The following is a 12,791-nucleotide window of genomic DNA, read 5'->3' as shown; positions in this document are numbered from 1 at the left end:
TCAGTCCCTTTCCACGAGGCGTCGGTAGACGAGTGAGATGGCGGTGATCAGCACGACGAGGATCACGCCGATGGCCGCTGCCTCGTCCGGATGCCCCTGCTGAAGACCTCGCTGGTACATCAGCAGCACGGGCGAGGTCGTCGCGCCGTCGGGTCCGCCGCCGCTGGTGAGCAGATAGGGCTCGGTGAAGAGGTTGGCGCCGGTGATCGTCGCGAGGATCAGGACCAGCAGGGTGGCGGGCCGCACCGCGGGCACCGTGACCGAGCGGAAGATGCGCAGCCGCCCGGCGCCGTCGATTTCCGCCGCCTCGTAGAGCTCGTTCGGCACGTTCTGCAGCGCCGACAGGTACAGCACCACGAAGAAGCCCAGTTGCTTCCACGCCACGAAGATCGCCACGACCGGCATCGCCAGGTGTGAGTTGACCAGCCAGGACGGGCTCGGGGCCAGCGGGCCCAGCGCCTGGTTGACCAGGCCGTCGCTGTTGAACAGGAACAGCCACACACCGACGACCGCGACGCTGGCCGTGATGTAGGGGATGTAGTAGGCCGTGCGGAAGAAGGACCGCAGGGGAAGTTTCTTGTTGAGCGCGTTGGCCAGGACCAGTGAACCGACCACGGTCAGCGGCACGTTGATGACCAGGAAGACGGCGATGTTGAGGAAGGAGCGCCAGACGTCCGGGTCGGTGAGCACCGCCGTGTAGTTGTCCAGGCCCACGAAGGGCCGGTCGACCTGCACGCCGGGAGCGGCGAAGTAGTAGTCGTGGAAGGACATCCACACGGCGAAGCCGAGCGGGTACACGAAGATCGCCGCGAGGTAGATCAGGTACGGGGAGACGAAGAGCATGCCGATGGGCTGGTGGCCGCCCAGCCGCAGCCGCCACGGCGAGCGTGGCGTCGGCGGCTTCGCCGTCCCCCCGCCGGCGCGGCGGCGCCGGCGGGCGTCAGAGGTGGTGGTGGACATGGGGCGTGCTCACTTGTCCTGTGCCAGTTCGTCCACCTTGGCCGCGGCGGCCTTGAGGGTCGCGGCGACGTCGCCCTTGCCGAAGATCACGGACTTGCTGTACGCGTCACGGAAGGTCTGCCAGACCTCGACGGAGTTGGGGACGTTGGGCGCCTCGATGGTGTGATCCGCCTGCTGGGCGAAGGCCGTGTAGTCCTTGTGCGAGGCGAAGTAGTCCGGGTAGGCGCTGGTCAGGCCGGCGCGCATGGGCATCTGGCCGGTCGCCTCCAGCAGCTGACCGTCCTGGTCCTTGCTGGTGGCGAACTTCATGACGTCCCAGGCCGTCGCACGGTTCTTGCAGGCCGTGAACATGCCGATGGACTTCTCGTCGCTGAAGGTGCCCTTGCCCGGGGCGCCGTCCGAGGTCGGCACCGGCACCGCACCCCACTTGACCTTGTCGCCGTAGACGGAGACCGCCCAGGGGCCCACGGTGGCCATGGCGGCCTTGCCGTCGGCGAAGGCGTCGCCGTTGTACGTCTCGTTCGGCGCCAGGTGCTCGGAGTACATGGTCTTCCACAGCTCGGCGGCCTTGATGCCGTCGGCCGAGGCGAACTGGGCCTTGCCGTTCTCGACCAGCTGCTTGCCGGTCTGGGCCGTGAACATGGGGTAGTAGTCGAACCAGGACTGGTAGAACTCCGACGACGGAGCCGGCCAGATCGCGGCCTTGGCCGCCTTGGTGGCGACCAGCTTGCGGGAGGTGTCGAGGAAGTCCTGGTAGGTGGAGAGCTTGGGGTGCTCCGGGTCGAGTCCCGCCTTCTTGAACAGGTCCTTGTTGTAGAAGATCATCACGGGGTTGCTCTTCCACGGCATCTGGTAGTACTTGCCGTCCGGCGAGGCGTACTGCGACAGCTTGCCGCCGACGCGGTCCTGCAGGTACTTCTTGCCGTCGGGGAAGTCGTCCAGCGGGACGAGGCCGCCCTGCTTCTGGAATCCGGGCACGGCAGCCGGGGCGGTGTTGAGGACCAGGCAGGGAGCGTTGCCGGCGGTGATCGCCGCGCCGATGACCTCTTCGGAGCTCTTGCCCGCCGGAATCTCCTGGGCGGTCACCTTCTCCTTGGGGTGCGTCGCGTTCCAGGACGCCACCATCTTCTTGCCCCACGCGACTTCCTGCGCGTTGTTGGAGTACCAGACGGTGATCGGTCCGTGCGCGTCATCGGAGGCGCTCGAGTCGGAGCCGCTGCTGCCGCACGCGGAGAGCGTCAGCGCGGCCACGGGCAGCATGACGAGGAGGGCCTTCTTCATTGGAGGTTCCGTTTCTTGCTGGATGAATGTCTTGCGGTACGGCCCGGCTGCTGTGGGTCTCCCGCCCCGTCCCGGGGGCTCGGGCGCAACAGGCGTGCCGCGGGTCGACTTGCTCAGCGCACCGGCGCCGGGCCGGTGGAGCCGCGTACCACGAGAGTGGCCGGCTCGAGTTCCCGGTCGGCTGTGCTGCCGGTCTCGATCAGTTCCACCAGGGCCTGGGCGGACGCCCTGCCCCAGGAGACCGGATTGGACCGGCACGTGGTCAGCGACGGGTTGGTGTAGGAAGCGAGGGGTACATCGTCGAAGCCGACGACGGACAGGTCCTCGGGCAGCCGCAGTCCGGCGTCCTGGGCGACCGCCATCCCGGCCGTGGCCGAGAGGTCGTTGCCGTAGACGATCGCCGTCGGGGGAGACGGCTGCCGCAGCAGTTCGCGGGTGGCGCGTGCTCCGCCCTCGGCCGTGAAGCCGCCCTGCAGTAACGTTCCTGCAGGCAGGCCCGCGTCAGCGAGGGCGTCGCTCCAGGCCTGACTGCGGCGCCGGGCGTGGACGAACTCGTCGGGACCGGCGACGTAGGCGATGTCGCGATGTCCCAGCGCGATGAGATGGCGCACGGCCTCCCGTACGGCCGGACGGTCGTCCAGACCGACCGAGGGCAGGCCGGTCCCCGTGTCCGGCGTCCCCACGGCCACGGCCGGCAGCCCGAGCTCGGCGACCAGGGCCGGACGGGGGTCGCCGGTGCGCAGGTCGGTGAGGAACACGCCGTCCACCCGTCGGTCGGCCGCGAGCCTGCGGTAGGTGTCCACCTCGTTCTCGGGCCGGCTCATCTGCAGCATCAGACCGTCACCGGTCTCCGAGATCACTGTCTCGATCCCCGCCATGAACGCGGGGAAGAACGGGTCGGTGCCGATGAGCTCGGGTTCGCGCGCCAGGACCAGTCCGACGGCTCGGACGCGGCCCGTGGACAGCGCGCGGGCGCTGGAGCTCGGGGTCCATCCGAGTTCCTCGGCCGCGGACCGTACCCGGCGCTGGGTGTCCGCCGCCACGCCCGGTCGGTTGTTGAGCACGAAGGAGACCGTCGCGCGGGAGACTCCGGCCAGTCTGGCCACGTCACCGATGGTGGGACGACGGGACATACGCACCGCTTTCGTTCGACGGCAGACGCTCACGGCACCCCGGGAGGGTGCCGTGCCGGCTCGGCGGCGCGGGGGCCGCCTCGGCGTTTAAACCGGTTTGAATGACAAGTCCGTAGCCTCCGCGCAAAGAACGCGACAAGTCAAGGGGTGGAGAGAAACTCGTTGAATGTTTTACATATGGACCGTAATGTCCGATGGGTGCCGAGCGCGAGGGTCCACTCTCGTGGGATTCGACACGTGCCGCCTCGATCTCGCTGGATATTTGCTGACGTGAAGATCGCCCTCGGGTGGGTGGACGTGTCCCTCGCGAAGACCGTCGAGCTGCGGCGAAGCGCCTGGTCGCGATCGCTCAGTGGCTTCGGGAAGGACATCGCCGGAGGCGGGTGCCGCCGTGGACGAGCACCGGCGGCACGCGGACCGGCCACCGGTCCGCCGACCGTTCGGACGGGGCCGCCGCAGGGGCGCGTCGAGGTCGATCCGAATCCGAGCCGCGCCACCTCCAGGTGACTGCGGGCCCACACGCCGAGACTCCCGGGCGCACGGCTCAACGGCATCGATCACCTGGCCCACGACTGCTGACCGTGCGCTCCGGCCGCGGACCGTGCCCAGTCGGCGTGACCGAGTGCCGCAGCAGGCGGGTCCACGGATCAGGCGTCGAGCCGACTGTGCCGTCCGGCCAGGGCAATGGGCTCGGCGCATGACGTGCTCGATGCCGGAGGCGATTCCGAGCGTACTGCCGGCTTCCTGGCCCGAAACCCCCTCGACCGGCGCGCTGCCCGAACGTACGTGGTCCCGGAGAGGCAGCCCACGACTGTCGGTTCGCCGGTGACCGCAGCGCATGCAGGACCAGGACGATGCCGACACCGATCGCGCCGCCTCCGCCGAGCAGCACCTGGCTCGGCGTCAGTGGCGGCTACGAGGCAGCGGCGATCCCGCACTGCTCGATCGGCAGCACTGGACGGGAGTTCGGCATCCGGCGCTCCTGGGAAGTCCCTTCCGGCTGCCCGGTAATGGCCCTGTAGGTCTTGCCTGTTGGTGCCGCCGCTGTCATGACGGGCCCATTCCGTTGCCTGGCGCGTGGGGCCGCGGGCGTGAGTACCCACGGTGGTGCAACGGCGGCCCGAGCCCGTCCGGCAGACGGCGTTTGCATCCGGCAACGCGCGCTGCTGTCTGCCCCGACGAGGTGCGGGGTGATGCGAACGGCCGTGACCTCGGGCGGGCGTGGGTGCCCGGGGGCGTCAGGCGGAGACGGCGGCGAGGAGCCGGTGCTCGGGCACGTCGTTCTCCGGGGCGGTGGAGAAGCGGTGGGTGGCGTAGGTGAGATCGTCGAGGGTGAGGGACCCGTCGCCGTCACGGTGGAGGCGCGCGAACTCGGCCACCGCACTCGGGTCGGTGACGTTCTGGGCTTTGAGGTACTTCTCGAACTCGCTCTTGCCGATCCTGCCGTTTCCGTCGGCGTCCATCAGCGCGAAGACTCCGGCCGTGACCTCGCGGACGTAGCCGGGGAGGTCGGAGGCCGACTTCCCGGCCATCGTCCTCTCCACGCACGAGATCATTTCCATCCTGGTCACCCGGTGTCCACGTTGGAGTCGGCGGCCTTGGCGACTCCCGTGATGAACATCTTGAGGATGCGGGCCCTCTGGGCCTGCGCACTCCCCGGATCGTCGGCGGCGCGCGGCAGATCTTCGTAGTCGATGTAACCGTTCCTGCTGGTGTCGATGAGGTCGAAGAGGTGGAGAGCCCTCGTCCGGTACGCGCCCATGGTGGTGTCGTCCTTCCGTGAGAAGCTGCCGCTGATTTGATGATCATCAGGAGAGCTGGGCGGCGAGGAACGGACCGCTGCCGCGACGCCAGCGGTGATCACCCGAAGGTGTGCGGCCCGCGCGTTGTTCCTGTGCCGTCGGCCAGGACTGTGCCGGCCCGCCCGCGCGCGACATCCGCGCCCCCTGCGGGGGCACCGCAGACCGCCGCCTCAGTGGCCCAAAAAATCCGCTCCGGCCGGGAGGGTCGTCATTCGGGTCTTCCGGGGCAGGGCGGTCCGCTGCCGATCGGGGCAGGGCGGTCCGCTGCCGTCCTCCGGGTCGGACCGCGGACGCCGGCTGGGCTCCTCGTAGCGAAGACGCGTGCGAACAAAGCGGAGCGCTCCGGCCATGTTCCATCGCGGCCAGACCTGCGGGACACCGTACGCCGGACGGCGCCGCATCGGCGGGGGAGCGCACTGCCCACGCGACACCCTGCCGGGCTGCCAACCTGCCGGTAAAGCAGGGTGGCCCCTGGCCGTTGACGGGGCAAGGCCGCAACAGGTCAGGCGCCCCGGTGCATTGCGGCTTGGCGGTCCAGGGTCGCAAGGGCTGTGTTGGCCACGGCCAGGACCGCGAAAGTGGTGGCCCAAGCGGCGTGGTCCATGGCATACAACGCGGCCGATGCCGCGCCGAAAACGAGTGCCTTGACGGCGAGAACTGCAGGCAGCGGCAAGGGTATTCGAGCCTTCGGGGCGGCGAACATGCCCCACAGGACGGCTGCGGCGGCCGGAGCGGCGACGGCAACAAGGAAACCGAGTGCCTTGCTCTCCACGCTCTGCCACCCCCACCAGGCCAAGACGGCCAGGGCTGCGATCTCCAGAAGGAACGCCAGCCCCTCGTTGACCACGTGCAGGCGAGGAGAAAGCGTCATCAGGCGTCGCCTTTCGACGTAACAGCGGGCCGACAGAGAACGGAGCCCGCCGCTGCTCGCAGCCCCGCTGGACCTGAGCGTAAGACATCGAAGAGCCGCACCAGGCTCCCCTTTACAGGAGGCGGCGCGGTATTCCGTCCCGGTGTCTCGCTGCGTGATCGCCGGGGGTGATGACGCGATCGTCCACCCAGGTCACGGCGGTGGCGGTCGCCGCAGCCCGCCGATGACCCGCGGACTCACTCGCAGCGACGCCCGACCGAGCTGCACACGCGCCCGACAGCCAGGCCTTCCACGGGTTGCCGAGATGTTTGGCTGCGTCAGGAGCCCACGGCATCCGGTTGGTTCCGGCAACGTTGCCGCAGGACTCGGACGGGAAACGCCCACAGCCAGGCGATGCTGGCCAGCCCAGCAGCGATCACCCCGATGAGATCGTGCCACCAGGCATCGCCCCCGCCCGGCGGGTATACCTCGTCACCACCCGTGTCGACGGCGGGAACGGCTTGACCGATCGCAAGGTCCGGGCTTCCGAACATGCTGATCCGCGTACGCCTGTCGCTGCCGTCGGCAGACAAGAAGGTGCCGACTTCGCCGCATCCGCTGCGGCTGCACGGAATGTTCGTCGCTGTCCAGCGACCACGTTGCCCGTGACCGTCGTGCGCGGACAGGGCCGGAATCATCAGGGCAATCAGGGCCACGAAGACCACTACTGCGCCTGGCCCGGCGATGTAACGCCACCAGAAGCTCCGCCAGCCCGGAAAGTACACGCCGCGCACTGTACGCGTTGGCCTGGGACGTGTCGCGGGGTCCCGTGGGACGAGGTGGACGGCTCGCCACAACAAGATCCTTGTCGCACCCGCGGTCAGAGCCATCGTCGACGAGTCACATCGACGAGTCACCTCAACGAATCTCATCAGCGAGGGAGACGCGCCGCCGAAAGGCGGATATGCCCCGGGTGCGAGCAGGCGGCTGCGACTCTTTCCCTGGCGTAAGTGTTCTCTCACAGAGCATGGGTGGGTTTTCAGTGACGGGCGGCTCGGACCGTGCACCTCGCACAAGACTGCGGCTGGGGACGGAGCTGGCGCAGATCGCCGAGCAGCTCGTCGTCTTGGCGCGCGGTCAGAACCGGCTGCACGAACTGTACGAGGCGGTCATCAGCCGGGACCAGGACCTGTCCGAGGTCCTGGAACTGATCGTCCGCACCGCCATGGACCTGGTCGGTGCCCGCTACGGCGCGCTGGGAGTGCTGGACGACTCGGGCGAGCAGCTCCGCGAGTTCATTCCCGTCGGCCTGTCCGACGCGCAGGTGCAGGCGCTGTCGGGCACGGGGCTGCCGTCCGGGCGCGGGCTGCTCGGATATCTGATCGCCCATCCGGAGCCGGTCAGGGTCACGGACATCGCCGCGCATCCCGCATCGGTCGGCTTCCCGACCGGTCATCCGCCGATGCACTGCATGGTCGGGGCCGCGGTCAGTATCCGGGGACGGGTCTACGGAAACCTGTACCTCTGCGACCGTGAGGACGGACGGCCGTTCGACGCCCATGACGAAGCGATGATCGCCTCGTTCGCCGAGGCCGCGGGCCTCGCCATCGACGACGCCGCGCTGATGCGACAGACCCGGACGGACGCCGAGCACTTCCAGCGCATGCTGCTGCCCCGCCTGCCCGACCTGCACCCCCTGGCGAGCGCTGCGGCCTACCGTCCTGCCGCCAGCCCCCGGCACATCGGCGGCGACTGGTACGACGCCGTTCGGCTGCCCGACGGCACCGTCGCCGCGGTCATCGGCGACGTGGTGGGCCACGACCTGCAGGCCGCCGCCGCGATGGCACAGACCCGCAACATGCTCCTCGCCCTCCTCCACTACGCCCCCGCCGAGTCCACCGCGGAGATCCTCACTGCCCTGGACCACACGGTCGAGGACCTCACCGCCAACCCCGTCACCACCATCTGCCTCGCCCGCTTCGAACCCGAACGAAGCCCAGACGGTGTGGACGCAGGCCTGTTCCGGATGGGGTGGAGCACCGCCGGCCACCCCCCGCTGCTCCTGCTCACCGCCGGCGCAAGCCCCCGTTTCCTCTTCGCCCAGCCCGACCTTCCCCTCGGCGTGGACAGTGCGATACGGCGCCACGAGCACACGCGCTCGCTGCCTCCCGGCGCGACAGTGATCTTCTACACCGACGGCGTCACCGAACACCCCGGGCGCTCCATCGAACAGACCATGGCCCGGCTGGCCGAACGCGCCGGCCGCCTGGAGCACCTGCCGCTTCAGGAACTCGTCGAGACGCTGGCCGATCAGCACCCCAGTGACGGCCACGACGACATGGCCCTCCTCGCCATCAGAACCCCGCCGCACGGATAGGGCCCGCCGGCAGCGTGGGTCCACGCGTGCCACGACCGCCTGCCCCGGCACGCCTGCGAGCGCCCAGCCGCCTGCCCACGTCACGCCCGGCGCGGTCGTGCGGGGGACGGCGTCTCCGAGCCTCACTTGTCGCTCATGAGGACGATCGCCCGGCGGGCTTCGCTCCGGCGCCGGCGCTCTGCCGGTGCCCGGTGTCCCGGGGCAGCGAGGCGGACACGGTGGCGGGCTGGACCACCGCGCGATTCTTGTTGATCCGCACCTTGCTGGTGCGGGCGACTGCCAGGACGTAGCCGATTCCGCGTGCCTCCCGGGCGGACCGAAGCGGTGGGTCCTGGCTGGAGACCTCGTCACCGGCCACCCAGCTGGAGGGGCACCCGGCGTCCAGGACCGCTTCGATCTCCTGCCAGGCCGGGCGGGGTCTGGTGGCGAACTCGATCTTCTCGGGAATCCCGGAGCCCGAGCGGCGATCGAGATCCTGGGACCCGGTGTGTTCGGGGAGGCAGAGCCGACGGTCTATCAGGGCCTGGCCTCGAAAGGACGCGTAGGCGAGGAACACCCCGGACCTCGACGCGCGCCCCGTCGGCGCCCCGTCGTGCGCTTCGCAGCAGCCTCTGCATCGATCCAGGGCCGGCATGGCGAGCCTCTTCGGCCGGCTGCCGGCAGTTCCTGCGTTCGACGCTGGACAGGAGTCCGAGGATGAACGCCCCTGCCGCTGCCCGCCGTTCCGCCGGGCGAAGCCGGCCCGCGACGCGGGCCGTGGCCTGGTCGAACATCGCCTGCCGGCGGGCCGCGTCCATGCTCGCGAGGGCCGACCGGATGAGGAGGGCGCGCTCCCGCCCGAGGCGGCTGATCCACCTCTCAATTCCTTTGCGTGACCGAGCAGGTCGTCCCTAGCCTGCAAGCGCAGAGGAACCGTGCGCGAGGGCAGCGCGCCACACGACATGAGGAGCAACCGCCGTGGGAATCATGGTCTCGGTCAGGGGCTGGCTGGAGTGCGACGACCGGCAGCTGGCCCAGATCAAGGAGATCGTGGAAGCAGACGATCCGGAGCGCACCTACAGCGGGGGCTGGGCCTTCCCCGCTCGGCAGTACAACTACGTCAGGTGGGCCTTCTACGGGGGCAACATCCGCGCGGTGTCCCTCGACTGGTTCGAGGAGAGGTTGCGTCAGATCGCCCGGATCCCGGCCTCGTATCAGGATGACGAATACGACGAGAGGCCCCGTGGGCTGTTCCTGGTCAGCCACGACGTCGACGGCATGAGCGAGTGGAGGGTCCACAACGGCGACCTGGTGATCGGCCTCCCGGACGGGGACTACCACTACCTCGACGCCTGATACTCCAGCCGTAGATCGTGATTCTCATGCCTGGAATGCAACATTTTGGCAGCAAACAGCAACGTCGCGTGGGCACCGGCCATTGCAGTGCGTGGTGCCTTCCGGCTCCAGCGAATCATCCTCCGCCAGGAAATCCTGCCGGTCCGAGACGACGGCGGCGTGCTCGCTGTCGGCAGGTCGCTCCGCAGTAGCGGGCCGGGCGGCCAGTGGGCCGTGCGTCGAGCCGGGCCCCGCACTGCTCGCACCGTGGTGCCGCGTGGAGCGTGCCGGGCGCGTCACGAAACACCCGCCCTTCCGTGACGTATCCGGGACTCCGTAAGCTCTCCAACGTCAGCCGCACCATGCGGGCGCCGCCGTTCCGGTCGCGGTGGGCACCCCGTATGGTTGCGCACCCGACGGTGAGCGCGGCGACGTCGTCCGCGCCGACGTCAATGCGAACCCCGCCGGCCTGCTGGGCTGCGCGGAGCAGTTCGTCGAGTGCCTGGCGGAACCGTCGCGCCGACGCGGCCAGGCTCGGGCGCGGCCAGCTCGTTTCCGTGATCAAGGCGTCGCACGCGTGCTTGCGCCCGTGGGACGTGTCGACGACCTCCAGGAGGAAGCCGAAGAACGCCGCGACAGGGTCAGTACGGGCTGTCCACCGTCGAGCGGCGTCCACCAGGTCATCGATCTGCTGGACGAGTACGGCCTCCAGCAGGATCTCCTTGCTCGGGAAGTGCCGGTACACGGTGCCGGCGCCGACCCCTGCCTGCCGTGCGATCGCGCCGAGCGAGATGTCCAGGCCGTGCTCGTCGAACGCCATGGAAGCGGCGGCGAGAACCTTCGTGCGATTGCGGCGGGCATCAGCCCGGCCGACATCGTGGGGGGCTGCGGTCATGTCACGTAATTCCTTGTCCGTCGGACTCAACCGGGTGGAGCATTCCACATCGACCCCGGGCCCAACCCGATCGTGCCCACCGACAATCCCGGGGCGGAGGACGACATGACCACTGACCGCTTGGTCGTCGTGACCGGTGCGACCGGTCGGCAGGGCGGCGCCACCGCGCGTCGGCTTCTGGCGGCCGGCAGGCCGGTGCGCGCGCTCGTGCGGGCCACGACCGCTCCCGCCGCCAAGGCACTCGAAACCGCCGGAGCCGAGCTCGTGCGCGGCGACTTCGACGACCCGTCGAGTCTGCCTGCGGCGCTGGAGGGAGCAGCGGCACTGTTCGCCGTACCGCCCGTGGCATTTGGGCCGGCCGGCGCCGACGTGGAGCGGGAGTTCGACCGGGGCCGAGCGCTGATCGATGCCGCGGCCGCCGTGGGGGTCGAGCACGTCGTGTTCACGGGCGTGGCGTCCACGCCGGGGCGTCCGGGTGGCTCCGAGGGGAAGAAACGCATCGAGGACCACCTGCGTGAGCGGATCCGTTCGGTGACCGTGCTGCGTCCGGTGCGCTTCATGTCGAACTATCTCGGTTCGACGCCCATGGGCCTCGACGGCATCGTCCACGGCGTGCACCGGCACATCTTCCCGCCGGACGAACCTGTACAGATCATCGCCGTGGAGGACATCGCCGAATTCGCCGCGCTGGCCTTCGATCAGCCGGACCGGTTCGCTGGGCGGACTCTGGAGCTGGCCGGGGACGACCTCACCCCGGTCGAGGCGGTCGCTGCCATCGGCGAGGCCACCGGTTGCACGGTGCGCTACGAGCAGATCACCCATGCCGAGGCCGCTGCACTCAACCCCGAGATCGCCCAGGTCCGGGAGCGTTGGGGAGCCGGATCGCGCTGGCATGCCGACATCGAGGTGCTGCGCATCATCCACCCCGGACTGCGTACGCTCGCGGACTGGCTCGCCGAATCCGGCGCCGCCCTGTTGCGGAAGCGACTTTTCGAAACCGCCTAGTACCCCAGGTGTTGGCCGTGATCTCTGCTGGAACATCGCCGAGCTGGGCCGGGGAGACCGACCCGCACGGCATGCAGCACCTGCTGTGCCGGGCCTCCTGGGACGCCGATGAGACGTACACCGCGGACGCAACAGAGTTCGGTATCGGCATCAGCTCGCAGATGATGTACAACGGCCACCCGTACTCACCGGAAAGTCGACCGCCAGGATCGGCGGCAGGCTGCTGATCGCACCGTCGCCTTGCACGTCTACGATGTGATGGCCGAGCCGAGCGGATCCAGGCGGCCTCCACGACAGTGTCAGCACGGCGGGCCGCCTCGCGGGCGCGCGTCACGGTCACGGTTCCGTGTTCGGGGCAGACCTCCGGGCTGTGGGGTCCGTGGTCGGCGGCGGGACCTCGGCAGGTGTCGTCGGTGGCGTGGTCGGCATCGGCAGCGTGGACGGGATCGAGGATCTGTCCTAGATGGGGACTTGGCCGGTGAGGCTGTTCGGGAAGGAACGGCCCCGCATCGTGATTGAGGACTCGGCGGTGGTTTCGTCGCCGGGCCCCGTATGGAGGGATCCGGAGATCCCGGACGAAGAGCGTGCGGTTCTGCTTGTACGCCTCATGGAAGACTCCACGGCGCGCGAGGACGAGCAGGACGACGCGGCGTCGGATCTTGAGTTCCTCTCCGGTCCGTTTGTCGAGGCGGCCCTGATCCGGGCCATCCGGGCGGGGGACTTCCACAGCGACCTGGCCCAGCGCTGCGCCGAGTCCCTCGCCGGAATCTGGGCCAGGGAGGGCCACGTGGACCCCGCTTTCCTGGCGGAACTGCGCAGCCTGGCGAAGGACGAGGTCTTCGGCATTCTCGGCGTCCGCGCCCCGCACCTGCTGCCCCCTGGCGCCCGCTAGAAGATTTTTACCGGCTGCGGCTGCCGTGGTTGGAGGTCGAGTCCGGTTCTGGCGGTGAGTCCCTCGATGAGGCGGGGGCGGTACTGCATCAGTTTCGGCCGCGTCTCCACCAGTGCGGTGAGCTGATCGAGGCTGTGCCTCGTGAGGTTGGCCTTGGGAACGGCCCGGGCGACAGCCGCGAGCACGTCGTACGGCCGGCCCAAGGGGGCCGCAGCGCGGTCGGCGGGAAGCCCGTGCACCGAGGTGACGTCGTCGGGCAGGCGGAGGAGGAGCACATCCCAG

Annotated in this window: 15 protein-coding genes; 5 read left to right on the top strand and 10 right to left on the bottom strand. The window is 69.4% G+C overall.

The genetic code is table 11. The features are described 5' to 3' along the window. From AB0472_RS09940 to AB0472_RS09910, 7 genes are all read right to left on the bottom strand, one after another. Positions 1 to 960 (bottom strand): sugar ABC transporter permease, encoded by a 960-nt coding sequence (locus tag AB0472_RS09940; protein WP_366354989.1) that lies wholly within the window; start codon positions 958 to 960, stop codon positions 1 to 3. Positions 961 to 969: 9 nt separating this feature from the next. Then, positions 970 to 2,241, bottom strand: a complete 1,272-nt coding sequence (locus AB0472_RS09935; RefSeq protein WP_366354987.1) for an extracellular solute-binding protein — start codon at positions 2,239 to 2,241, stop codon at positions 970 to 972. Positions 2,242 to 2,354: 113 nt separating this feature from the next. Continuing rightward, positions 2,355 to 3,347 (bottom strand): LacI family DNA-binding transcriptional regulator, encoded by a 993-nt coding sequence (locus AB0472_RS09930; protein ID WP_366354985.1) that lies wholly within the window; start codon positions 3,345 to 3,347, stop codon positions 2,355 to 2,357. A 1,265-nt stretch (positions 3,348 to 4,612) separates the two neighbouring features. After that, positions 4,613 to 4,918: an EF-hand domain-containing protein gene (locus AB0472_RS09925; protein ID WP_366354983.1), complete on the bottom strand. Its 306-nt coding sequence runs from the start codon at positions 4,916 to 4,918 to the stop codon at positions 4,613 to 4,615. Between the two features lie 23 nt (positions 4,919 to 4,941). After that, complete coding sequence (locus AB0472_RS09920; RefSeq protein WP_366354981.1) at positions 4,942 to 5,136, bottom strand: EF-hand domain-containing protein; 195 nt, start codon at positions 5,134 to 5,136, stop codon at positions 4,942 to 4,944. 542 nt (positions 5,137 to 5,678) lie between these two features. After that, positions 5,679 to 6,047, bottom strand: coding sequence for a YrdB family protein (locus AB0472_RS09915; RefSeq protein ID WP_366354979.1), 369 nt, complete (start codon positions 6,045 to 6,047; stop codon positions 5,679 to 5,681). Between the two features lie 317 nt (positions 6,048 to 6,364). Then, positions 6,365 to 6,811 carry a hypothetical protein gene (locus AB0472_RS09910; protein WP_366354977.1) on the bottom strand — a complete coding sequence of 149 codons (447 nt, stop codon included), beginning with the start codon at positions 6,809 to 6,811 and terminating at the stop codon, positions 6,365 to 6,367. 242 nt (positions 6,812 to 7,053) lie between these two features. Here AB0472_RS09910 and AB0472_RS09905 point away from each other — a divergent pair, with 242 nt between their 5' ends. After that, the gene (locus tag AB0472_RS09905; RefSeq protein ID WP_366354975.1) at positions 7,054 to 8,403 is read left to right on the top strand and encodes a GAF domain-containing SpoIIE family protein phosphatase; all 1,350 of its coding nucleotides are present in this window, start codon (positions 7,054 to 7,056) and stop codon (positions 8,401 to 8,403) included. A gap of 133 nt (positions 8,404 to 8,536) precedes the next feature. On the opposite strand, the gene AB0472_RS09900 is transcribed toward AB0472_RS09905, so the two are convergent. Beyond that, positions 8,537 to 8,959, bottom strand: a complete 423-nt coding sequence (locus tag AB0472_RS09900) for a transposase (RefSeq protein ID WP_366354974.1) — start codon at positions 8,957 to 8,959, stop codon at positions 8,537 to 8,539. Positions 8,960 to 9,369: 410 nt separating this feature from the next. Here AB0472_RS09900 and AB0472_RS09895 point away from each other — a divergent pair, with 410 nt between their 5' ends. Next, complete coding sequence (locus tag AB0472_RS09895) at positions 9,370 to 9,738, top strand: hypothetical protein (RefSeq protein WP_366355191.1); 369 nt, start codon at positions 9,370 to 9,372, stop codon at positions 9,736 to 9,738. 115 nt (positions 9,739 to 9,853) lie between these two features. Here AB0472_RS09895 and AB0472_RS09890 read toward each other — a convergent pair whose 3' ends face one another. Continuing rightward, the gene (locus AB0472_RS09890) at positions 9,854 to 10,642 is read right to left on the bottom strand and encodes a TetR/AcrR family transcriptional regulator (RefSeq protein ID WP_366354973.1); all 789 of its coding nucleotides are present in this window, start codon (positions 10,640 to 10,642) and stop codon (positions 9,854 to 9,856) included. A gap of 42 nt (positions 10,643 to 10,684) precedes the next feature. On the opposite strand from AB0472_RS09890, the gene AB0472_RS09885 reads away from it, so the two are divergent. The 3 genes from AB0472_RS09885 to AB0472_RS09875 all read left to right on the top strand — a co-directional run bounded on the left by AB0472_RS09885 (position 10,685) and on the right by AB0472_RS09875 (position 12,509). Beyond that, positions 10,685 to 11,617, top strand: a complete 933-nt coding sequence (locus AB0472_RS09885; RefSeq protein ID WP_366354971.1) for an NmrA/HSCARG family protein — start codon at positions 10,685 to 10,687, stop codon at positions 11,615 to 11,617. A gap of 17 nt (positions 11,618 to 11,634) precedes the next feature. Beyond that, positions 11,635 to 11,844, top strand: a complete 210-nt coding sequence (locus AB0472_RS09880) for a hypothetical protein (RefSeq protein WP_366354969.1) — start codon at positions 11,635 to 11,637, stop codon at positions 11,842 to 11,844. A gap of 380 nt (positions 11,845 to 12,224) precedes the next feature. Further along, a complete protein-coding gene (locus AB0472_RS09875) occupies positions 12,225 to 12,509 on the top strand; it encodes a hypothetical protein (RefSeq protein WP_366354967.1) in 285 nt (94 codons plus the stop codon). Here the strand turns inward: AB0472_RS09875 and AB0472_RS09870 are convergent. Then, entirely contained in the window at positions 12,506 to 12,784 is a 279-nt protein-coding gene (locus AB0472_RS09870; protein WP_366354966.1) for a hypothetical protein, read from the bottom strand. The genes AB0472_RS09875 and AB0472_RS09870 overlap by 4 nt on opposite strands. Positions 12,785 to 12,791: the final 7 nt, after the last annotated feature.

The organism is Streptomyces sp. NPDC086777 (assembly GCF_040702065.1).
Classification (GTDB): domain Bacteria; phylum Actinomycetota; class Actinomycetes; order Streptomycetales; family Streptomycetaceae; genus Streptomyces.
The sequence above is the reverse complement of the archived record's forward strand: the minus strand, read 5'-3'. Positions and strand labels throughout refer to the sequence as shown.

Coding starts and splice junctions, on each gene's coding strand:
- AB0472_RS09940 (WP_366354989.1), bottom strand. CDS start 960: ATGTCCACCACCACCTCTGACGCCCGCCGGCGCCGCCGCGCCGGCGGG.
- AB0472_RS09935 (WP_366354987.1), bottom strand. CDS start 2,241: ATGAAGAAGGCCCTCCTCGTCATGCTGCCCGTGGCCGCGCTGACGCTC.
- AB0472_RS09920 (WP_366354981.1), bottom strand. CDS start 5,136: ATGGGCGCGTACCGGACGAGGGCTCTCCACCTCTTCGACCTCATCGAC.
- AB0472_RS09915 (WP_366354979.1), bottom strand. CDS start 6,047: ATGACGCTTTCTCCTCGCCTGCACGTGGTCAACGAGGGGCTGGCGTTC.
- AB0472_RS09905 (WP_366354975.1), top strand. CDS start 7,054: ATGGGTGGGTTTTCAGTGACGGGCGGCTCGGACCGTGCACCTCGCACA.
- AB0472_RS09895 (WP_366355191.1), top strand. CDS start 9,370: ATGGTCTCGGTCAGGGGCTGGCTGGAGTGCGACGACCGGCAGCTGGCC.
- AB0472_RS09875 (WP_366354967.1), top strand. CDS start 12,225: ATGGAAGACTCCACGGCGCGCGAGGACGAGCAGGACGACGCGGCGTCG.